Source organism: Mesorhizobium sp. L103C105A0, from assembly GCF_000502215.1.
In the GTDB taxonomy this organism is placed as follows: Bacteria; Pseudomonadota; Alphaproteobacteria; order Rhizobiales; family Rhizobiaceae; genus Mesorhizobium.
In genome coordinates, this window is record NZ_AYXF01000003.1 from 601770 (window position 1) to 622897 (window position 21128).

The window sequence follows — 21128 nt, forward strand, 5'->3', positions numbered from 1 at the left end:
AGACAGAATTAGAGCTAGGCGACGACTGGCCCAGCAGCTGGAACTACTCCTTCGTATGCTGTGCACCCTTCTATCTCGATCTTCCAGATGGCATTGGGGTTCGGATTTACGATGGCCGGAATGCGCCATCTGCTTGGAGCTATCTCATATCGGAAATGCTGATCGCCGCAGGTCACCTTGACCTCATACTGGGGTTTCGATGCAGAAACAGGTGATCTGAACTCGAAATGCAATTCCCCGTTTTCGGTATACAATTCACTGATAAACATACCACGACGAAAAAAGACTGATCCGCCTTTCTCTACCGCGAAATTGTAATTCCATGCTCCCGGTCCAAGCAGCCGCTTCAGATAGCGCTCTTCATGGATCGTCCTGCACACAACGTAATTCAGGGTTGCGAGACTCAGTCTTTGGGGGACGACAACCTCAGACATTCTCATATTGTGAATGTGTTGCATTTCGTCCTGAGAGACTGCTGAGTCATGATATATATGTTCAAATTTGAGTTGGTCAAATTGATTGTCTCCGTCTCTCGGTATCTGATTAGAATTAGCAAAGTTTCCGGCAACAAAACGGCTAGACGCTAGGGTGAGCACCGATATTAGGTCAAACACTAACATCACAGGAATGCACATATGAGGATCCGCCCTATTGGGGTCACTCCGAGCCTTTATACCTTCGGTCTTTAAATGGAATCTGTTCTTGGGCCTGAAATATAACCGTACATAGTTATGAGCGGCTGGATTGTTGTTCAAAGCACCCTGATTGGCGACGTCACATAGCAAAGCGGGCACTCCATTGCGGCATATAATCTCGCCACCCCGCAAGATTTCTGCGGCAACTTCGATTTGGCATGCGTGATAGAGAGACCGACCCCAACCCGTCCTTGATGCAAAACGATCAAGGCGAGGTCCCAAGGTCGCGATATGCTGATCGGCCCTCGCTATTGAAATAGCCATCCTTGCGTCGGTTTCGCCACAGTGTAGGGAGTGTATTGATCGCGATCTAAGAAAAGCGCTTCTGCCCGAGATGCGGTTGAAGCACCTGTTCGAGACTTCACCGAACAGATATAAGGAAGCTCGGACAGGATCGGAAAAAGGTAACTCTTTAGGCGCTGTGATTTTGCGTCTGAGAAACTATCTATTGAGAGTATCCTCTCTCGCAGCCTGACCCATGAGGCTTGGAGCAACTCCCCATCAATTCGCTCTTTCTTCCCCGACTGATGCTCCACAACAAGAGAGTTGTCTGTTTGCATCTGCACCGTGAATTGAGACTCTTTGGAAGTTGCGAACACGTGACCTTTGGCAAGCTTCCTTAGATCCTCAGAGAACTCCGCAAAATCTTCCGGGATTCTTACTCGCTCTTTGTGCTCTGCTACAAAATCCGAAGGAACCTGTATGTCGTGGATGTAAACGGGGATACTTACTCGAGCCAGATAGCGTTCCATCAAAGGACGAACGTCTTCCCAATTCAAGTTGCCGTTGCCGCATCCCAGAGGCGGAAAAGAAACCGAGGTGATCCCTAAGTCCTTATAAGCCGCGACGAACTTCTGCAGACCGTGCTCGATGTACTCTATCTTCGATGGCAGTTTCCAAGTGGTTTTAGTTGGAAAATTCAACACCCACCGCGTGTCGGATCGCCACAGATGGAGATTGCCAATCCGAAGGGCGCGCGCCTCGCAAAGATCGCGATACTCCCGAAACATTCGCGGGTACCTGCTTTTGAACTCCCTGGCGATTCCCTTACCCATGACACCCACCGTGTTGACGGTGTTCACCAGCGTCTGCGCGGGAGATTCAAATACGCTGCTTTCAAGAAAAGTGATCATTCGCTTAGATGCCCCAAGGTCAGAACGAATGAGAACATATAGAGAACATTAAGCAAGGTTTCTAGCACGATTCTGCAGCGCTGTCGTTGGCGGCTCGGCATTCCGCCTGAGGTTATACACACTTCGACGTGTTGCACCTATCGGCGACTCGTCGGTGATATCCAGCATCAGCTAGTCCCATGGCACTTCAATGTGTGAGAAATGTACGCATGGATCATTTCGACCTCGGCACCTACCGCCGCCCCATCTCCACCTCTTCGGCTGAAACACAGCGCTGGTTCGATATCGGGCTGAACTGGTGCTACGGCTTCAACCATGAGGAAGGCATAAAGTGCTTCGAAAAGGCGCTGGAGACCGATCCTGATTGCGCCTTCGTGTATTGGGGCATCGCCTATGCCGCCGAGCCTTTTTACAACCTCACCTGGAAGGAGCACGGCAAGGACGAGGCTAACCGCGCCGCGCGACGCTGCTTTGATCATGTCCAGCTTGCGCGGGCTGGTTCTGCGGGCGCAAGCCCCGTCGAGCAGCGGCTGATCGAGGCGCTGGCCGCACGCTTCCAGCAGCCGCATGGCGTGACGCCGGCGGAATTCGAACAATGGGACAATGCTTACGCTGCCGCCGCGATGCGGTAGGTCTATTGTGACTTTCCCGACGACCATGACGTGATGGCTCTCACCGTCGAGGCGCTGATGATGCGCACCGTGCGGCGGCTGTGGGATTTGAAAACCGGCAAGCCGGCGCCGAACTAGATGTGCTGGAGGCGCTGGAGGTCTGCGAGCGATCGATCCGGCTGTCGGACGAAGCCGGCACTGCGCCGCATCCGGCGATCCTGCACCTGCATATCCATCTGCTCGAGATGTCGACGCAGCCGGAACGCGGCATGCGCTCGGCGGACCGGCTCGGCACCATGTGCCCCGATGCCGGCCACATGAACCATATGCCGGGCCATATCCATGTGCTGTGCGGCGAGTACGAGAAGGCAAAGCTGGCCAGCGAAAAGGCGGTGCGCGCCAACGACCTCTACCTCGCCTATGCCGGTGAGACGACCTACTATCTGCTCGGCTGCTGCCACGATTTGCATCTGATGATGTTCACCTGCATGTTCCTTGGCCAGTACCAGCCGGCACTGTGGGCGGCTGACAAGGTGCGCAGCCTGGTCACGCGCGACGTGGTCGCCATCCAGGACCGGCCAAAGCTGACGCAAACAGTGGAGGGCTATCATGCGATAAAATCGCATGTGCAGGTGCGCTTCGGCCGCTGGCAGGAGATCATCGATGAGCCGATGGTGGACGAGCCGGCACTTTATGTGCTGGCCGCCGCCATGCAGCACTACGCCAAGGGCGTCGCCCATGCGACGCTCAAGCAATTCGCGGCAGCCGAGCGTGAGCGCGAAAATTTCCGCAGGCATGTCGAGAGCATTGCGCCCGAGCGGCGCTTCCTCAGCAACCCGGCACGGGCCTCGCTAGCCGTCGGCGCCGCCTTGCTCGATGGCGAGTTGGCCTACCACCAGGGGCAGCATGACGACTCTTACGCCCATCTGCGCCAATCCGTCGAACTCGACGACAATCTGTCCTACACCGAGCCCTGGGCCTGGATGCACCGCCGCGCCATGCGCTGGCGGCACTGGTCCTCGACCAGGGCCACACTGACGAGGCCGAGCAGGTCTATCGCGACGACCTCGGCCTGAGCGGCAAGGTCCAGCGCTGCGCCCAGCACCCCGACAATGTCTGGTCGCTGCACGGGTTGGTGGAATGTCTGAAGCGGCGCGGCGAGAGCGTGGAACTGCCGGGGGTGCAGGAGAAGCTCGACGTAGCACTGGCCAAGGCTAATGTGGCGATCACGTCGTCATGCCTGTGCCGGACGAGACCGCAGGCGGACCGTAGCTGCTGTCGTTGAGAGGGCAGCCAACCGACCGAAATCGGCGACGTTCGCTCACGAGAAAATCTCAGCCAGATCGTCGATGCTGGTGCCTTCCTTGAGCTGTCGCAACTCCACATACATGACGACGATGGCGATCGATACCACCAAGCCTTGGGCTGTATCGACCAGGGCGTTGAGCAAAAAGCCCAGTGTCAGACCAAATGAGAAAAAGAAGGCGTTCGCCCAAATATCCACGGTGATTGAAGGCACGAGCACGACAAGCCAGATGCACAGCAACGGCCAGCGGCTGCCTTTGGTCAGGTCGCGGCTGCGTTGCATGCTGGCGAACACGCCACGCCCTTCACCGACAATTACCGGCGTCGTGACCGACCAGCGCGCCAGCAGCAACAGTCCGGGAACGATGATGAGTACCAGGCCCAGCCAGAAGGCGAATGTGATCAGGATCGAGGCGGCGCTTGCCGGTAGCAGAAGCGCACAGGCTGTTCTGATGCAATCGCGTGCCGACGGCCGTTCGCCGCGCAGATCCATCAGGGCCGCTCGCGTCAATGCCGCCTGCATGAAAGCCCCCAGCACAAAAAAGCCCAACATGAAGATTGCCGTGATCGTCAACCGTCGCATCGAGTATTCGGGCTCTACCGACCCAACGGATACCCAGAACCAGTAGGAAAATCCAAACTCCGGCAAGGCGTATACGAACAACGCCACTCCCAAGCACAGCACCGGATTGCGCCGGATAATCGCGAACGTATCGCGGAGAACCCTGCCGATGCGAAATTTGCCTGGCTGCTCCGGCGTCATCGACGTCACGATTGCCCTACCCCGGTCGATGTGCCGTTACGAAAAAATCTGCGCCAGTTCGTCGACGCTGGTGCCTTCCTTGACCTGGCGCAGTTCGACATAGGTGACGGCAATGGTCACCGACAGCATCGTCGAAAAGATCGTCGACACCAGAGTGCTGCCAATCGCTCCGACCAGGACACCGACACCGGTGACGCCGCCGGCGGTGGCGAGCGCCAGTCCGAAAAACAACGAGAACACCGCCTGGATGAGCATCGCCGCCACGCCAATGATCAGCAGCAGCCAGAATATCGACCAGCGGCTGCCTTTGGTCAGGGCACGGCTGCGCGATATCGAGCCGAACACGCCAAGCCGCTCCTGAACCGCAATGGGCACGGAAACCGATACGGAAATCAGCCACATGAAAGCGGGAATAAACGCCAGGGCAAGCCCGATCAGCCACCCGATAGGGGGAATGACCCAGGCGATGAAAACCATCACAAAAACAGCCACCACCAGAGTGACAATGATCAGAATGCCTATGCCCAGCGTGGGCAAGAAGCTGCGCAATGCTATCTGGATGCAGTCGCCGATGACCGGCCGCTTGCCGTTCAAATCCTCGATTGCCGCCCTGACAAGCGCCGCTTGCACCAGCAAGGCCAGAACGAAAATGATCAAGGAAGCGACTATCGATAAGCCCGAGTAGTCTCCCATGGCCGACGTTTCGAAAGCGGCGGCGTTCCCGGCGCTGTCGACGTTCACCAATGTAGCGACCCGGGACAGGTTCCAGAGGTTGTACAGCAGTGCGGGCAGGGTTGAGAAAAGTCCGACGACCACAGCAAGGAAACCCAGATTGCGGCCGATGACCGCGAAGCTGTTGCTGAAAACCCTGCCGATGCGGAATTTTTCCGGTCGGTCCTGCGCCAGTGACGTCACGATGCCTCCTGCCCTGGCACCCGCCTTGACCTGACCGGGTCAAGGCGGTGCAAACCCGTCGGCTTACGAGAAGATCTCGGCCAGTTCGTCGACGCTGGTGCCTTCCTTGACCTGGCGCAGCTCGACATAGCTGACCGCGGCGGCGACCGACAGCAACATCGACATCACGCTCTGCACCAGTGCCGCCACGACAGTAGCGACAATGTCGTGAAACAGGTAGACAAACACGCCCACCGCGCCCTGGATGACCATGCCGATGATGATCAGGACAAGGAACAAGCCGAAGAGCGACCAGCGGCTGCCCTTGGTCAGGGCGCGGCTGCGCGACATCGAGCCGAACACGCCGAGCCGCTCCTGGATCTGAACCGGTATCGCAACCGACCAGCCCAGCCACAAGATGATGCCGGGCACCAGCAACGCAAGCGCGGCTAGGCCTGCGCCCAGGCCGACGAGCAGGCCGATCGCCAATGTCGGCAGAAAATATCGGATGGCTATCTGCAGGCAATCGCCCAAGGTCGGCCGCTTGCCGTTCAAATCCTCGATTGTGGCTCGCACGAGCGCCGACTGCAGCACCAGTACGAAAAGGGAGGCAATGAAACTGGCCGGGAGCGTCACCCAAATGTTGCTAAACACCAGGGCGGGGTCGGCCGCAGCGCCGGGATTGGCCGTCAGGAGCGCCTGCATGCGCGATTCGGTCCATAGCCGAAGAATAACTGCCGGCACCCCCGCAAACAGCACCGAAAGCCCCACGAAAAGTACGACGTTGCGGCCGATGACGGAGAAGCTGTTGTTGAAGACCCTGCCGATCTGAAATTTCTCAGGCCGTGCAAATGTTGCCGAAGTCATGATGCGCCCCCTGTTCCACCGCCGAATATTGTCCGGCAGTCGCAGTAGTAAATTTGCCAAGATTAACGACTGGCGTCTAGCCCACTTGCAAAAGTTACGCTGCATTGCCAGTGTCGGCTCGGGAACCGCAGGTTCATGGGGGCGAGAAGGTGACTGCTGCACAGCCGGACGCTGCGCAAGCCGAATGGCTGGCCAAACTGCACAAGCAGTTGCTGTCGGACGATTCGATCCAGTTCGACCTGCCGGCCTTCAGGCCGCCGGAGACGCCGGAGTGGCTGAAGCCGCTGGGCGAGTTCCTCAAGTGGCTCGGCCCCTATATGATCTACCTGTTCTGGGGAGCGGTGATCACAGGTGCCGCCATCATCCTCATGCTGATTTTCCTTGAGGTGAAAGGCGTCGCCTGGCGCCTGCCCTGGTGGCGCAAAAAGAGCGTGACCGAGGCGGAAGCGACATGGCACCCCGACGTTGGCGCCGCGCAGGTCCTGCTGTCGGAAGCCGATGCGCTCGCCGCCCGGGGCGAGTATGACGAGGCGGTGCATCTCCTGCTGCGCCGCAGCGTTGCCGACATTGCCGGCCGCCTGCCCGACTTCCTGCGCCCGTCGCTGACCGCGCGCGATATCGCGGGAGCGGCGTCGCTGCCAACGCGGGCGCGTGGCGCCTTTACCCAGATCGCGCGCATCGTCGAGGCGGCGTTGTTCGCGCGCCGGCCGGTCGGGCCCGAGGGCTGGCAGGAGGCGCGCAGCGCCTATGAGCGATTCGTCTTCAGGGATGCCTGGACGTGAGTGACGCGACAGCCGACATCGCCCAGCAGGAGCCGTTCAGCCGCAGGACGCTGTTCTGGGGCATTTTCGCCAGCCTGCTCGCGGCCGCAGGCTTCTTCCTGTTGTCCACCTATGCGCCCGACTTTCGCCAGCCGAGCGTCGGTGGCGCAACCCCGCTGTCGAAGAGCGGCATCGGCTATGCCGGCTTGGCGGAATGGCTGGAGCTGACCGGCGAAGCGCCCGACATGGCGCGGTCCGACAGCGATCTTCAGATCGACACGAACCTCCTGATCGTCACCATTTCGCCCGACAGCGACCCGGATGCGCTTGCCAACATCATCAAGCTTCGCAAGGGCCTGGATACGCTGTTCGTGCTGCCCAAATGGGCGACCTTGCCGCTGGCCTTGCACGAAGGCTGGGAGATGAAGATCCAGCGGCTGCCGGATGTGGTGGTCAACGACTGGCTCGGCCGCATCGCCAAGGCCAAGCTCGGCGAAGGTGAGACCACGGTCAAGCAACTCGACGTCTCAGGGCAAATGGTCAGCGTTCCCGGCCAGTTGCAATGGGTGGCCGACGAACACCCGCTGATTGCCGCCGGCAACGGCAAGGCCGTGCTGACCGAGATCGAAGACGAGCGGTTCTACATTCTGACGGACCCCGATCTCATCAATAACGCTGGCTTGAAANTGCTGACCGAGATCGAAGACGAGCGGTTCTACATTCTGACGGACCCCGATCTCATCAATAACGCTGGCTTGAAAGATCCCGACAAGGCGGCGGCGGCGCTCAAGCTGATCGAGCTCCTGCAGCCCGAAGAGCGTGCCGTCATGTTCGACCTGACGCTGCATGGCGCGGGGCGAAAATACGACCTCGCCAAGCTTCTGGTCGAACCGCCTTTCCTGGCGCTGACGCTGACCATCCTGGCGGCCGCGGCACTTGCCTTCCTGCATGGTCTTGGCCGGTTCGGGCCGCCACGGGCCGATCAGCGCGCCATCGCCTTCGGCAAACGCGCGCTGGTCGACACCACGGCGATGCTGTTGCGCCGCGCCGGCCGGCTGGAGGAACTGGGCGACCGCTATGGAGCACTGGCACGCGTGCGCGCCGGCGCGCTGCTCGGCGCGCCGCACGGTTTGCAGGGCGAAGCGCTCGACCGCTGGCTCGATTCCCGCGACAAGGACGAAGCCGGCGGTTTCACGACCCGCCTGCAAGCTGCGAACGCGGCAAAGACCCTGACACAAATGCATGATGCAGCCGAAAAGCTGCACGACTGGACGGCAAGGAGGCTCGGTGAACGTCGATGATGTGAAGGCCCTGGCGACACAGATCAGGGAAGAGGTGGCCAAGGCCATCACCGGGCAACACGATACGGTCGATCTGATGCTCACGGCATTGTTCGCCGGCGGGCATATATTGCTCGAAGGACCGCCGGGCACGGCCAAGACGATGACGGCGCGCTGCTTTGCCCAGGCGCTGGGCGTCGCCTATGGCCGCATCCAGTTCACACCCGACCTGATGCCCGGCGATATCGTCGGTTCCAACATCTACAATTTCCAGACCGGGCAATTCACGCTGACGCGCGGCCCGATCTTCTGCGACCTTTTGCTCGCCGACGAGATCAACCGCACGCCGCCCAAGACCCAGGCTGCCCTTTTGGAGGCGATGCAGGAGCATGCCGTCACCTTCGACGGCACCACTCATGCGCTCGGCCCGAACTTCATGGTGGTGGCGACGCAGAACCCTATCGAACATCAGGGTGTCTATCCTCTGCCCGAGGCGCAGCTCGACCGTTTCCTGTTCAAGCACCGGGTGAGCTACCCCGGCGCGGAAGAGGAAAAGGCGATCATCATCCACCATGGCGGCGGCACCGCCTCGCACGACATCAAGCAGTACGGCATCACCGCCCAGGCCGACCGCAAGACGCTGGAAAAGGCGCTGGCGACCGTCGGCGAGGTCACGCTGGTCGACGATGTCGTCGACTATATCGCAAGGCTGGTGCGGGCTACGCGCGAAAGCCCCGATCTGGAAGTCGGCGCCAGCCCGCGCGCGGGCGCCATGCTGGCGAGAGCCGCGCGCGCCCGGGCGGCGCTCGACGGACGCGCCTATGTCATCCCCGACGACGTCAAGGCGCTTGCGGTGCCGGCGCTGCGCCACCGGGTGATCCTGTCGCCTGCGGCGCAGATCGACGGCCGCCTGGTCGAGCAGATCGTCACCGACCTCGTCGACCAGACGGAAGCGCCACGTTGATCTATCCGAGCGGCCGGGCAGTCTGGGCAGGTGCGGCCGGTGCAATACCGGCCTTCCTGATCGCGCTCGCGCTGCCGTCTCTGTGGTATCTCGGTCTTTTGTGGATTTGCGTGCTGCTTGCTTTCCTGGCCGTGGACGCGGCCGCCGGGCGCGGTCGGGCTTCTCTGAACGCCAGCATCCATGCACCGCCGCAGGTCAGCGTCGGCAGCCAGTTCACCGTCCACGTCACGGCCAGGCTTGGCGGGCGTCCGCGCGCGGTGCAGGCGCGTCTCGGCCATGATGCGCGGCTAGAGCCGCTGGGCGGCACCGGCGGGGCATTGACTGCTGAGGCCGGCAGCGCATCGCTCGACCTCAAATTCCAGGCGCTGCGGCGCGGCATGGCCAGGTTCGACCGCCTGTGGGTGCGCTGGCGCGGGCCGTTCGGGCTGGTCTGGAACCAGGTCGTGCTGCCGATGGACAGCAAGGTGGCGGTGCTGCCCGACGTCAGCAGCGCCCGCGACGAGGCGATCACGCTTTTGCAGCGACAGGCGCTGCCCGACGGCCATGCGCAGCGCCGAGCCGGCCAGGGCCGCGAATTCGAGGCGCTCAAGGATTACCAGCCCGGCATGGGCCGGCGCATGATCGACTGGAAGCGCAGCGCCCGCCACGGCAGGCTTCTGGCGCGCGAATTCCGCATCGAGGAGAACAACAACATCGTGCTGGCCATCGATAGCGGCCGCTTGATGTGCGAGCCCGTCGACGGCGTGCCGAAGGTCGACCGCGCCGTCACCGCCGCTTTGCTGTCGGCGTTCATTGCGCTGAAGGGCGGCGACATGGTCAGCCTGTTCGGCTTCGACGCGCGACCGCGCGTTTCCAGCGGCGCCGTGCGCGGCTCGGCCAGCTTCGCCATGATCCAGAAGCGGGCGGCGGAGATCGACTATTCTACCGAAGAGACCAATTTCACCCTGGCGCTGACGACGCTGGCGGCGCGGCTCGACCGGCGCTCGCTGGTGATCATCTTCACCGATTTTGTCGATCCGATCAGCGCCGAACTGATGCTGCGCACCGTAGGCCGGCTCACCGAACGGCATCTGGTGCTGTTCATGATGATGAAGGATGTCGAGCTGGAGACACTGGCCGACATGCCGCCGGACACGCCGGAGGATGTGGCGCGCTCCGTCGTCGCCGGCGGGCTGCTGCGCGAAAGGCAGGTCGTCATCGGCAGGCTCAGGCTGCTCGGCGCGCACGTCATCGAAGCCGACCACCAGAGGCTCGGACCGGCGCTGGTCGAGCGCTATCTCGAGTTCAAGCGGGAGGATCTGTTGTGAACGCGCTGGTCGGCAAGGATGCCGTGCGCCAGTCGCTGGCGAGCTTCCGTTCGGAGCGAGAGGCCGACTGGAAGGCGTTCGAGGCGCTGCTCGCCCGGGTCGAGAAACGCGCGCCGCGCACGCTCTCGGAAGACGAGTTGCTGTCGCTGCCGCTGCTCTACCGCTCGGCGCTGTCCTCGCTCTCGGTGGCGCGGGCGACCTCGCTCGACAATGCCTTGGTCGGCTATCTCGAGGCGCTGTGCCTGCGCGGCTATTTCTACCTCTATGGCGCACGCCGAGGGTTGCGGCAGCGCATCGGCGATTTCTTCCTGCATGACTGGCCGCATGCCATTCGCGATTTGTGGCGCGAGACCTTGCTGTCGGTCGTCCTGACGTTTGTCGGTCTCGGCGCCGGCTACTGGCTGGTGGCGAAGGACAAGGGCTGGTTCGACGCCATCATTCCGCCGAGCCTGGCCGGCGGGCGCAACCCGGATGCATCGGCGGAAGTGCTGCGGCAGGTGCTTTATGACGGCGCCGACAGCAATTTCCTGTCGGGCTTCGCCGCCTATCTGTTCACGCACAATGTCCAGGTGGCGATCCTGGCCTTCGCGCTCGGCTTTGCCTTCGCGGTGCCGAGCGTGCTCCTGATCCTGATGAATGGCTGCCTGCTCGGCGCGATGTTCCAAATCTATGTCGCCAAGGGGCTTGGCATCGAACTGGGCGGATGGCTGTCCATCCACGGCACCACCGAGATGTTCGCGATCGCCTTGGCGGGCGCCGCTGGCATGCGTATCGGCACGCGTATTGCCTTCCCCGGTGAACTGACGCGGATGACGGCCGCAGCCCATGCCGGGCGCGTGGCGGCAACCACCATGGTCGGGGTGACGATCATGCTTTTGTTCGCCGGCCTGCTCGAAGGCATCGGCAGGCAGGTGATCACCAGCGACGTCACACGCTATGCCATTGGCGGCGGCATGCTGACGCTGTGGCTCTGTTATTTCTATTTGTTCAGGGTGGTGCGGCATGGCGACCGTTAGGCGCGCCGCCGTCTCGACGATACGGCCGCTGATCACGCCCGAAGGCGTCGATCTCCGGATAAAGCTCGCCGATGCCGGCACCCGCGCCGCCGCCTTCCTGCTCGACTTTGTCATCATCGTCGTCGCCGCAATCGTGATCACGATCGTCGCGCTGCTGGGCGTGGGCGGCCTCGGCGGCGAGGAAGCGCAGCCGCTGTTTGTCGTCTGGATCATCCTGATCTTCTTCCTGCGCAACGCCTATTTCATCGTCTTCGAGGCCGGCCGCCGCGCCGCCACGCCCGGCAAGCGGATGCTCGGCATCCGGGTGGCATCGCGCAGCGGCGCCGGCCTATCGGTCGATCAGGTCATCGCCCGCAATCTGATGCGCGAGATCGAGATCTTCCTGCCGCTGTCGATCATCCTCGGCCGCAGCGAGATGGGGCTCGCCGACACGTTGTCGACGATCTTCGGGCTGGTCTGGACGCTGCTGTTTGCGCTCTTCCCGCTGTTCAACCGCGACCGTATGCGGATCGGCGACCTGCTGGCCGGAACCTGGGTGGTCGAGGCGCCGAAACTGGCGCTGGTCGAGGACCTGTCGCAACGCCAGAACGCTCGCGCCTTCCGCTTCACCCAGGCGCAGCTTGACGCCTATGGCATTGCCGAACTGCACAAGCTGGAAGAGGTGCTGCGCCGCGACGACTATTTCGCGCTGAAAGCGGTGGCCGAGACGATCGGGCGCAAGATCGGCATGATGGTCGATGCCGTCGATTCCGGGGCCTTCCTCACCGCCTATTACGGAGAGCTGCGGGCACAGCTCGAACGCAAGCTGCTGTTGGGCAACCGCAAGGCGGATAAGTATCAGCGGTGAGCTGTGCCTCAGATGGGAGTCGATACATGAGACATTGCTTCCTGAACATAGTTGATAAAAGTGTGTTTGCAATTCCGATGGCTACCACCCGCGACGGCTGGGAGAAGTTCGCAGGTCCCGTCATTTTGATTGGCGAGCTACCTTCGGTCTCCGACAAAGAGATCGGTCTAGCAACACTCAACGCGCTTGGTGCTTATGCCAGCGATGTGCCCGACGACATCGTACACACGGTTCTTCTTGACAGCTCGGCTTCGCGGTTCGGCTTCAAGTCGTACAACTCCCTCCTTCGGAAATCCCGTCAGATGTCGGTCGACCAGGGAAGGGACGACAAATTCACACTTACCCCCTATGCCAAAGTCAACAGAGAGAGTGCCGTGCCGCTGGACACGATCTTGTCTTCAACAGATACGCCAGAGGATCTCGGGCGTGCTGTTCGAGAGTGCATTTCGCTTTGTCGTTAACAGCGTCGAGTAATCGGTCACCATGAACACCTCTCCATCCGAGCTCGAACTCCAGGAAATGGAGGCGCGCGTGCTGCCGCAGCTCAGCCCGGCCCATGGAGTTCATGGGTCGAGGGTCTGAGCGGATCGAATTTCATTCAAACCGACGAAGGCGCGGATCGCGGCGACGATATCGAAATGGCCAGCGCCACGGCCGAAGACCAGGATTTCATGGCTGCGGCGCGGCAGGACATGCCTCGCCTGATCGCCGAAGTGCGCAGGCTGGGCGCACTTCTCAATCAAACGAAGTAAAAGCGGCGAGGCCGCCTACCCCACCCACTTTTCATAGTCGGACACCAGCAGGTGCACCGGCGCAACGTCCTCGTGGATGTTGGAGAAGCGGCCGATCGGTTCGCGGAAGACGTTGTCGGTGAGATCGTCATTGACGGTGGAAACCTCGCCGATCAGCACGTCCTTGCCCTCGGCCCAGAAGGCGTGCCAGACGCCGGGCAGCAGGGTCACGCTCTGGCCCGGGTCGAGCTTCAACAGCCCGCCTGCCGGCAGCCTGTGGATGGTGCCGTCGACCGGCACCGTCACTTCGGCCTTCGGATCGATGCCGCCGTCGCGATCGTGCATGAACAGTTCAAGCACGAGCTTACCGCCGCCGCGGTTGATGATGTCCTCGGCCTTGATGTTGTGGCGGTGCATCGGCGACAACTGATCCTTGCGCGAGATCATGATCTTCTCGGCATAAAGCATGCCCATGCCCTTCTTCATGTCGGCATAGACGCCGTTGCGAACGGTGAACAGGAACAGGCCGAGTTCGTCGAATTTTTCCTGGCCGTAATCGGTGATGTCCCAACCGAGCCGCGAGGTGAAAATGGCGGCGGAGTCGGCCCTGCGCGCCTTCATCTCTTCCGGGCTCCAGTAGGCGAAGGGCGGCATGATGTAGCCGAACGAGCGGATGAAGGCGTCTGCATCGCGGATGATGTCGTTGACGGTGGAGCGTTTCATGATCGTGATCCCTTCGCGTCGCGTTCCCTGGAGTTATCTGAAGCGCATAGCCGAACAGCGCTGCGGTGTCGACGCAAACTGCATGCTGGCCCCATGACATCCGTGCGGATCGGGGCCATAAGTCCAGCCAGATTTCCAAGGGTGACATTCATGCAAGGCATAGACGACCTCGACACGCCGGCGATCCTCATCGACGCGGCCCGCGCCGAAGCCAACATCGCACGAGCGCAGGCGCATGCCGACCGCCGCGGGCTAGAACTCAGGCCGCACATCAAGACGCACAAGCTGACCTATTGGGCGAAGAAGCAGGTGGCGGCAGGTGCGGTCGGCATCACCTGCCAGAAGATCGGCGAAGCCGAGGTGATGGCCGATGCCGGGCTGACCGATATTTTTCTGCCCTACAACATCCTTGGCCGCGCCAAGCTGGAGCGCCTCAAGGCGCTGCATGGCCGTGTGACACTGTCAGTGACGGCCGACAGCCGCGAAACGCTGGAAGGGCTCGCCGCCACCTTCACCGATGCAGAGCACCCCCTGCCCGTCCTGGTCGAATGCGACACCGGCATGGGCCGTTGTGGTGTGCAAAGCGCCGCCGAGGCGCTGGCACTGGCGAAGTTGATCGACCAAGCCAAGGGGCTCACCTTCGGCGGGCTGATGACCTACCCCGCGGCCGGCCGCGCCGCCGAGGCTGAATCCTGGCTGGCCGGCGCCAAACAAACGCTCGCGGCCTCGGGTCTCGCCTGCGATCGCATCTCCAGCGGCGGCACGCCTGACATGTGGCGCTCGGGCGAGGACAGCGTGGTGACCGAATACCGCCCCGGCACCTACATCTACCTCGACCGGTATCAGGTCGCCAAAGGCGTCGGCACGCTCGACGATTGTGCGCTGACGGTGCTCGCCACCGTGGTCAGCCATCCGACGCCGGCCCGCGCCATCCTCGACAGCGGCAGCAAGGCGCTGTCCAGCGACACGCTGGGGCTCGCCGATTTTGGCGAGCTGCTCGGCATGCCCGGCGCCCGCGTCACCAGCTTGAGCGAGGAACATGGCACGGTCACGCTTGCGAATGGCGCGAGCCTGCGCATCGGCGAACGCGTTCGCGTGGTGCCTGATCATTGCTGCGTCGTGACCAACCTGTTCGACCAGGTGCATCTGATCGACGGTGACAAGGTGTTGGAAACGCTGAAGGTGGAAGCGCGTGGGCGGATGGAGTGAGGCTTTTCGTTTTGGAGGCTCGCCCTCTTTCGACATTGACGAATTGTAATTTATAACTTACTAATCACCATGGCAATCCTGAAGCAGACAGCCACCTTTCGGAGGTGGCACCAAAAGCTGAAAGACGGAAGAGCCAAGGCGGCAATTGCCGTTCGGCTGCAACGTTTGATTGTAGGAAATCCCGGCGACGTGGCCCCAGTGGGTGAAGGCATCAGTGAATTGCGCATTCACTATGGGCCCGGCTATCGCGTTTATTTCACAAGCGCGGTGAAACGGTCATCCTGCTCCTGTGCGGCGGGGATAAAAGTTCACAAGAAACCGACATACGGACAGCAAAGCGCCTGGCCGTAGAATGGAGTGACGACAATGGTTGAAAAAATCTATGATTTCGATCCCGCCGAAATGCTCGATTCCGATACGGCAATCGAGGCGTTTCTGGCAGAGGCAATGGAAACCGGAGACGCCAAATTCGTCGCGTCCGCCCTCGGTGTCGTTGCCCGCGCCAAGGGGATGAGCAACATTGCCAGAAAGACCGGCTTGGCTCGCGAGCATCTTTATACCTCGCTCAGCGAAAACGGCAATCCTACGCTGGAAACCACACTGGCGGTCATGAAAGCATTCGGCTTTCATTTGGCCCCAAAGCACGATGCAACTCATGTCTAATCTACGCCAGCGCGCGTCGAGCGCGAGGTTGTTCGGGCCAACTGAAATCAGGACTGATAAACCGGACCCAGCGCCGCCTTCAGCGGATCCAGCGCGTCGCCATACAGCTTCCAGCGCTCGACCGAGGATGAATAGATCGGCTGGCGCACCTGCCAGCGGCTCGGCGTCCGCACCGTGCGCTCGGTTTCGTTGAAACGCAGGCAGGCATCGTCCCACTCGACGCCGAGGAATCCGATCAATACACGGGCGCGATTTTCGAAATCGGCGACCGTTTCTTCGTAGGGTATGTCGTGGATATCCAGCGGGATGACCTTGGCCCAATGGCGCATTAGGCGGTCATACTGCCGGTAATACTGCCCAAGCTTGGTCAGATCGGCATTATAGCCGTGCGCCTCGGAAAAGTTATGCATGAAACAGGACGCGCAATTGTCCATCGGGTCACGCCGGCAATGGATGATGCGGGCATTCGGCAAGATCAGGCTGATGAAGGCCAGCAGCTCGAAATTATGCGGCATCTTGTCGACGACAAGCCGCGCCTTGCTGTTGCGTCTGTTGAGATCGTCGAGATACTTCGATCCAAGCTCCTTGGCCTTGGCCGCAGTGAGCGCCGCCATGCCCTTGGTGAAAATGGCTGGGTCGAGCTTGTCGAACCCAAGTTCGCCGGCAAGTGACCGAATGGTCGACAACTCGCCGGCGCCATGGATATCGCGATGGCTGGCGCATATCTGCTCGGTCAGCGTCGTTCCCGACCGGGGCATGCCGACGATGAAGACCGGGCGCCTGGATGGATTTCCCAAACTGGCTCGCGTCTTGAAGAAGCCAGCGTCGAAGGTCTCGATGAAGCTGTCGTAAAGCTGGGTGTGCCGGTCGATGTCGAAATCATTGCCGGAAATCGCCTTGGCCCTCGCGAAATGGCGGATGGCCGGGCTATACTCGCGCTGATCGTTGAGCATCTTGCCGGCGGCGTGGTGCAGCACTACCCGCTCGCGATCGGTGGTTGTCGGCAATTCCAGGCGTTTCAGCACCAAAGGCAACGTCGGATCGTCCTTGACCGCCTGGCGCGCAAGCGCCATTCCAGCCAGCGCCTCGACATGGCCCGGGTCGATGGCAAGGGCCTTGCTGAAGCATTCGACCGCCTCGGCCGGCCGGCCAATGTCGGTGAGCAAATCGCCCATACCGGCAAGTGCCATCACCGACTGGCCGTCGATAGCCAGCGCCTGGCGATAGAACCCTTCGGCAATGTCGCCCTCGAGCTGGCTGCGGTAGGAGCGGCCGAGATTGCACAGCGCTTCGATGAGCCCTCCGTCGAGCTCGATCGCCTTTCTCAGATGTCTGCGCGCCTTGTCGACGTTGCCGGTGACATTGTAGGCATTGCCGAGATTGTTGCGGAAGATGGCGTTGTCCGGTTCGAGCTTGACCGCCCTTTCCATATAGGCAATGGCGGCGGCATGATGCTCGGCCTCGATGGCCAGCGTGCCCATCAGGTTCAGCGCCATGGCATTTTTGGGCTGCGTGCGAAGCACCGTCTGGTAGCAGAACTCGGCCTCGCGAAAACGCTTGCGCCGTTGCAGGTCGATGCCGCGCTGCAATGTCTTTTCCGCCGACTCACCGGCGGTCGGCAGCGAAGCTGGGATCATTGCCGGCGGACCCAGGGGTTGCCGGCGTGGCAAGAGCGGCATCCGTCAAATCCCGGTCGCGGCCTGCGACGAACCAATCAGAACTTCAGGGTTACGCCAAGCTGGAGATTGTGGGAGTACAATTTGGCGTTCTCGTATGTGCCGCCGCCATCATTGTCGTCTAGATCCACGCTTGTCACGGCCTTAAAGCGGTAACCGAAATCGAGGTCGACATTCTGCGTTACCGCGTAGGTAACACCGGCGCCCACTTGGCCGGCGAAACCCCAGCCGCCAGGCCCGTATCCAAAGGCGTGGCCATCAAAGTGAGTATCGGCGGTAACATAGGCCGCGCCGAGACCGCCGCCGACATAGAGTTTGGCATCACCAAAATGCGCAACATCGGCCCAGACGTTGGCGAGAAGATAGGTGGCCGACAGATTGCCGGAAGCCGGATAGTTGCCGACGCCCGTGTAGCTGTATTCGCTTGCCTTGTAGCGCGCGTAGGACAGTTCGCCTTCGACACGAAACACATCGTTGATGTGCCGACCGACAGCGCCGCCGATTACGAACCCGGTATCAAGATCGACTGAATAGCCAGTACCATTGTAGTCCGTTTTCACATGGTTCGGGAAACTGGCGCCGCCGAAGAGCGTGACGTACCAGAGATCCTCCGCCCTCGGAACGTCGACAATCGCGTCGGCGGCGTAGGCCGAACTCCAACCAAGCGCCAATGCAAATGTCGAGACGCCAGCCAACAAGCGCAGTTTCATCGCCGATTCCCTCGCTACAACTAGTGACTGGTATCACTCTTGCTTCGCGGCTGAGCTGTCAAGAAAGCAAACGAGATCAAGGAGCCAAGCGAAGTCGGGAACAATCTTTTGAGAATTCTTGTTGCTGCACCGCAACATAACAGCACAGGCTAATGTTTGGCGGCAGGCGTATGGCTTCGGTTTTGAAAATCGCGCTAGTCGGCCTGCCGTGCCGCCACCCTGCGCATGGCGATCACCCGCCGGCGGCGGATTTCGGTGCGCATCGCCGTCAAATGCAGCGCGAAGAACAGCACGGTGAAGCCGAGCGCCATCACCAGCAGTGGCCATAGCAGGCTGGGATCGATCGTCGGTCCGCCGAGCCGGAACACCGAGGCCGGCTGGTGCAGCGTGTTCCACCAGTCGACCGAGAATTTGATGATCGGGATGTTGATGAAGCCGACGAGCGTGATGATGGCGGCGGCCCAGGCGGCGCGGCTGGCGTCATCCAGCGCACGCGTCAGCGCGATGATGCCGAGATACATCAGGAACAGGATGAAGACCGAGGTCAGGCGGGCGTCCCAGACCCACCAGGTGCCCCACATCGGCTTGCCCCAGATCGAGCCGGTGACCAGCGCAAGCGCGGTGAAGGTGGCGCCGATCGGGGCTGCCGACTTCAGCGCGACATCGGCCAAGGGATGGCGCCAGACCAGCGTGCCGAGCGCGGCGACGGCCATCACCGTGTAGCACATCATGGCGAGCCAGGCGAAAGGCACGTGGATATACATGATGCGCACCGTGATGCCCTGCTGGAAATCCTCAGGCGCGGCAAAGCTCATATAGAGACCGATGGCGAGCAGGATCGCGGCGATCGACGCCAGCCACGGCACCAGCCTATCGGCCAGCCCGACAAAGCGCGTGGGGTTGGCGAGGTCGGTCCAGCCGGCGAGGCGTGAGGAGGTATCGCTCATAAGGTCTAGATAGACCGGCGGCGCGTTCGGGGCAATCGAGGGAGTGTCGCAGTCTTATTTACCCTCCCCCTCGTGGGGAGGGTCGCTGCGAAGCAGCGGGGTGGGGGGGGGNGGGGGCACTACCCCCACCCGGACCCTACGGGTCCGACCTCCCCACAAGGGGGAGGTAAAAAAGCTACGCCGCTTCGATATTCACGGTGCGGCTGAGGCGGCGGACTTCCTCGTCGTTGAGCAGGCCGCCGGCGCGCAGCAGGCTGGCGAAACGGCCATTGCGCAGCGACAGTTCGGCGAAGCCGCCCATCTCGACCACCTTGCCCTTGTCCATGAACACGACCAGGTCGGCGTCGCGGACGGTGGTCAGGCGGTGGGCGATGATGAAGGTGGTGCGGTTGCGCCTCAGTTCGTCGATGGCTTCCTTGACGCGGTCCTCGGTCTCGACATCGAGCGCGCTCGTTGCCTCGTCGAGCACCAGGATCGGTGCGTCCTTGAGCACGGCGCGGGCAATGGCGATGCGCTGACGCTCGCCGCCTGAAAGCTGGCCGCCGCGCTCGCCAACGACGGTGTCATAGCCGGCGCTCTTGGCAAGGATGAAATCCTGCGCGGCAGCCGCATTGGCGGCGGCGTGAACCTCGTCATAAGTCGCCTCGGCACGACCGACGCGGATGTTGTCCTCGATCGAGCGGTTGAGCAGGCCGGCATCCTGGAAGACGGTGGCGATCGAATGACGCAGCGACTTGCGGGTCACCGTGCGGGTGTCGATGCCGTCGATCAGGATACGGCCATGAGACGGCGAGAAGACGCGCTGCAAGAGGTTGATCAGCGTCGTCTTGCCGGCGCCGGTCGGGCCGACGATGGCAACCGTCTGCCCGGCCTGGACTTCGAAGGAGACGTCGTCGACGCCCTGCCTCGAATTGGCAAACTCGAAGCCGACATTCTCGAAGCGGACGTGGCCGGTGACGTTGGTGAGGTCGCGCAAGCCGTCCGGCTCGGCGGAGTCGGCGGCCGAATCCTCGAGGTGATAGAAGTCCTCGAGCTTGGCGCGGGCTTCCGAAATCTGGTTGGCGAAAGCCGACATCTGGTCGAGGCGGGCAATCAGCAGCGTGGCAAAGCCGGTGAAGGCGATGACGTCGCCGATCTTGAGCTGGCCATGGGTGACCAGATAGGCGCCGATCAAAAGCACAACCATCATCGATATGGTCGACGACAGGCGGTGCAACGCATTGGCCATCGCCCACCAGTCGAGCACCGGGTTCTGCGCGTCGAGCAGGTTCTTGACATAGCGGCGCAGCGTATCGGCCTCGTGGCCGAGACGGTTGTAGCTCTGCAGCACGGCGACATTGCTGACCGAGTCGGTCACATGCGCGAAGACCTGATGGTAGTGGCGCTCGACCGCGGCCTGGCCCGCCTTGGTGCGCTTCATCACAAGCCGGCCGATGCCGACATAGAGAACGCCCAGCGCCATTAGCACCAGCGACATGCGAAGATCCATGCTTATCGCGGTCGGAATCAGCAGAGCCAGCGCAACCGCCGTCGACAGATGCTGGCGCATGAATTCAAGCCACAGGCTGAACAGCGTCTCGACGGCGCGCAGCAGCGTGTGCAGCGCGTTGGAGGTGCCGCGCTGGTGGTGCCAGGCGAGCGGCATGGTGATCACGCGCTCGAACGACTGGCACAGCACCTCGCTGCGCCGCTTGTGGGCAAAACGGTCGGCGCCGCGCGCCACCAGCACGAAGGCGACGATGTTAAAGGCGCCGAGACCGGCCCACAGCGCCAGCGTCGAAAACACCGAACCCTTATCGGAGATGGCGTCGATTACCCGGCCGAACATGATCGGCTCGAGGATGGCGATAATGGCGAGCGCGACATTCGCACCGCAGATAAACGCAACGCGCTTCCTGTCGGCTGCGAGATAACCCAGCGCTCTCCAGTAGATTTGCAGAAGTGACACTTCAGCTACTCCGCCCAAAACATTATTGTGCACCGCACCATTTCTTGACACGTACCGGTTAACGGGTCGCAAAACAAT

The 21128-nt window shown here is 61.5% G+C and carries 19 protein-coding genes and 2 pseudogenes; 11 read left to right on the plus strand and 10 right to left on the minus strand.

The genetic code is table 11. The features are described 5' to 3' along the window. Nucleotides 1-14 precede the first annotated feature (14 nt). Nucleotides 15-959, minus strand: a complete 945-nt coding sequence (locus X727_RS1000000166465; RefSeq protein WP_081726112.1) for a DarT ssDNA thymidine ADP-ribosyltransferase family protein — start codon at nt 957-959, stop codon at nt 15-17. Next, nucleotides 944-1828 (minus strand): macro domain-containing protein, encoded by an 885-nt coding sequence (locus X727_RS1000000165605; RefSeq protein ID WP_023702282.1) that lies wholly within the window; start codon nt 1826-1828, stop codon nt 944-946. Before X727_RS1000000165605 ends, X727_RS1000000166465 begins: the two co-directional genes overlap by 16 nt. Nucleotides 1829-2037: 209 nt before the next feature. On the opposite strand from X727_RS1000000165605, the pseudogene X727_RS01000000164715 reads away from it, so the two are divergent. Continuing rightward, a pseudogene (locus X727_RS01000000164715) lies at nt 2038-3724 on the plus strand (hypothetical protein). Between the two features lie 36 nt (nt 3725-3760). Here X727_RS01000000164715 and X727_RS151220 read toward each other — a convergent pair. The 3 genes from X727_RS151220 to X727_RS151210 form a co-directional block, all read right to left on the minus strand. Then, nucleotides 3761-4516: a hypothetical protein gene (locus X727_RS151220; RefSeq protein WP_023715256.1), complete on the minus strand. Its 756-nt coding sequence runs from the start codon at nt 4514-4516 to the stop codon at nt 3761-3763. A gap of 27 nt (nt 4517-4543) precedes the next feature. Then, nucleotides 4544-5422 (minus strand): hypothetical protein, encoded by an 879-nt coding sequence (locus tag X727_RS151215; protein WP_023715255.1) that lies wholly within the window; start codon nt 5420-5422, stop codon nt 4544-4546. Nucleotides 5423-5485: 63 nt separating this feature from the next. Next, entirely contained in the window at nt 5486-6373 is an 888-nt protein-coding gene (locus X727_RS151210; RefSeq protein WP_245274164.1) for a hypothetical protein, read from the minus strand. 44 nt (nt 6374-6417) lie between these two features. On the opposite strand from X727_RS151210, the gene X727_RS151205 reads away from it, so the two are divergent. From X727_RS151205 to X727_RS151175, 7 genes are all read left to right on the plus strand, one after another. Continuing rightward, a complete protein-coding gene (locus tag X727_RS151205; RefSeq protein WP_023711601.1) occupies nt 6418-7050 on the plus strand; it encodes a DUF4129 domain-containing protein in 633 nt (210 codons plus the stop codon). Further along, on the plus strand, nt 7047-8330 hold the full coding sequence (locus X727_RS151200; protein WP_023834274.1) for a hypothetical protein: 1284 nt from the start codon (nt 7047-7049) through the stop codon (nt 8328-8330). The genes X727_RS151205 and X727_RS151200 overlap by 4 nt, the downstream gene beginning before the upstream one ends. Continuing rightward, nucleotides 8317-9273, plus strand: coding sequence for a MoxR family ATPase (locus tag X727_RS151195; protein ID WP_023805069.1), 957 nt, complete (start codon nt 8317-8319; stop codon nt 9271-9273). Before X727_RS151200 ends, X727_RS151195 begins: the two co-directional genes overlap by 14 nt. Beyond that, on the plus strand, nt 9270-10580 hold the full coding sequence (locus tag X727_RS151190; RefSeq protein ID WP_023753709.1) for a DUF58 domain-containing protein: 1311 nt from the start codon (nt 9270-9272) through the stop codon (nt 10578-10580). Before X727_RS151195 ends, X727_RS151190 begins: the two co-directional genes overlap by 4 nt. Then, nucleotides 10577-11596: a stage II sporulation protein M gene (locus X727_RS151185; RefSeq protein ID WP_023834275.1), complete on the plus strand. Its 1020-nt coding sequence runs from the start codon at nt 10577-10579 to the stop codon at nt 11594-11596. Before X727_RS151190 ends, X727_RS151185 begins: the two co-directional genes overlap by 4 nt. After that, the gene (locus tag X727_RS151180) at nt 11583-12443 is read left to right on the plus strand and encodes an RDD family protein (RefSeq protein ID WP_023834276.1); all 861 of its coding nucleotides are present in this window, start codon (nt 11583-11585) and stop codon (nt 12441-12443) included. Before X727_RS151185 ends, X727_RS151180 begins: the two co-directional genes overlap by 14 nt. Before the next feature lie 26 nt (nt 12444-12469). Then, nucleotides 12470-12904 carry a hypothetical protein gene (locus X727_RS151175; protein WP_155921574.1) on the plus strand — a complete coding sequence of 145 codons (435 nt, stop codon included), beginning with the start codon at nt 12470-12472 and terminating at the stop codon, nt 12902-12904. Nucleotides 12905-13210: 306 nt separating this feature from the next. Here the strand turns inward: X727_RS151175 and X727_RS151170 are convergent, their stop codons facing one another. Continuing rightward, entirely contained in the window at nt 13211-13897 is a 687-nt protein-coding gene (locus tag X727_RS151170) for a D-lyxose/D-mannose family sugar isomerase (RefSeq protein WP_023834278.1), read from the minus strand. 150 nt (nt 13898-14047) lie between these two features. On the opposite strand from X727_RS151170, the gene X727_RS151165 reads away from it, so the two are divergent. From X727_RS151165 to X727_RS151160, 3 genes and pseudogenes are all read left to right on the plus strand, one after another. After that, nucleotides 14048-15106, plus strand: a complete 1059-nt coding sequence (locus tag X727_RS151165; protein WP_023834279.1) for a D-TA family PLP-dependent enzyme — start codon at nt 14048-14050, stop codon at nt 15104-15106. A 69-nt stretch (nt 15107-15175) separates the two neighbouring features. Then, nucleotides 15176-15480, plus strand: a pseudogene (locus X727_RS1000000166470) (type II toxin-antitoxin system RelE/ParE family toxin). After that, nucleotides 15473-15769, plus strand: a complete 297-nt coding sequence (locus X727_RS151160; RefSeq protein ID WP_023824557.1) for an addiction module antidote protein — start codon at nt 15473-15475, stop codon at nt 15767-15769. The pseudogene X727_RS1000000166470 and the gene X727_RS151160 overlap by 8 nt, the downstream one beginning before the upstream one ends. A gap of 47 nt (nt 15770-15816) precedes the next feature. On the opposite strand, the gene X727_RS151155 is transcribed toward X727_RS151160, so the two are convergent. From X727_RS151155 to X727_RS151140, 4 genes are all read right to left on the minus strand, one after another. Then, the gene (locus tag X727_RS151155) at nt 15817-17406 is read right to left on the minus strand and encodes a sulfotransferase (protein WP_023834280.1); all 1590 of its coding nucleotides are present in this window, start codon (nt 17404-17406) and stop codon (nt 15817-15819) included. A 77-nt stretch (nt 17407-17483) separates the two neighbouring features. Beyond that, nucleotides 17484-18155, minus strand: coding sequence for an outer membrane beta-barrel protein (locus tag X727_RS151150; RefSeq protein ID WP_023834281.1), 672 nt, complete (start codon nt 18153-18155; stop codon nt 17484-17486). A 194-nt stretch (nt 18156-18349) separates the two neighbouring features. Next, nucleotides 18350-19102, minus strand: coding sequence for a heme ABC transporter permease (locus X727_RS151145; protein WP_023682911.1), 753 nt, complete (start codon nt 19100-19102; stop codon nt 18350-18352). Between the two features lie 175 nt (nt 19103-19277). After that, nucleotides 19278-21050, minus strand: a complete 1773-nt coding sequence (locus X727_RS151140; protein ID WP_023672897.1) for a glucan ABC transporter ATP-binding protein/ permease — start codon at nt 21048-21050, stop codon at nt 19278-19280. Nucleotides 21051-21128 lie beyond the last annotated feature (78 nt).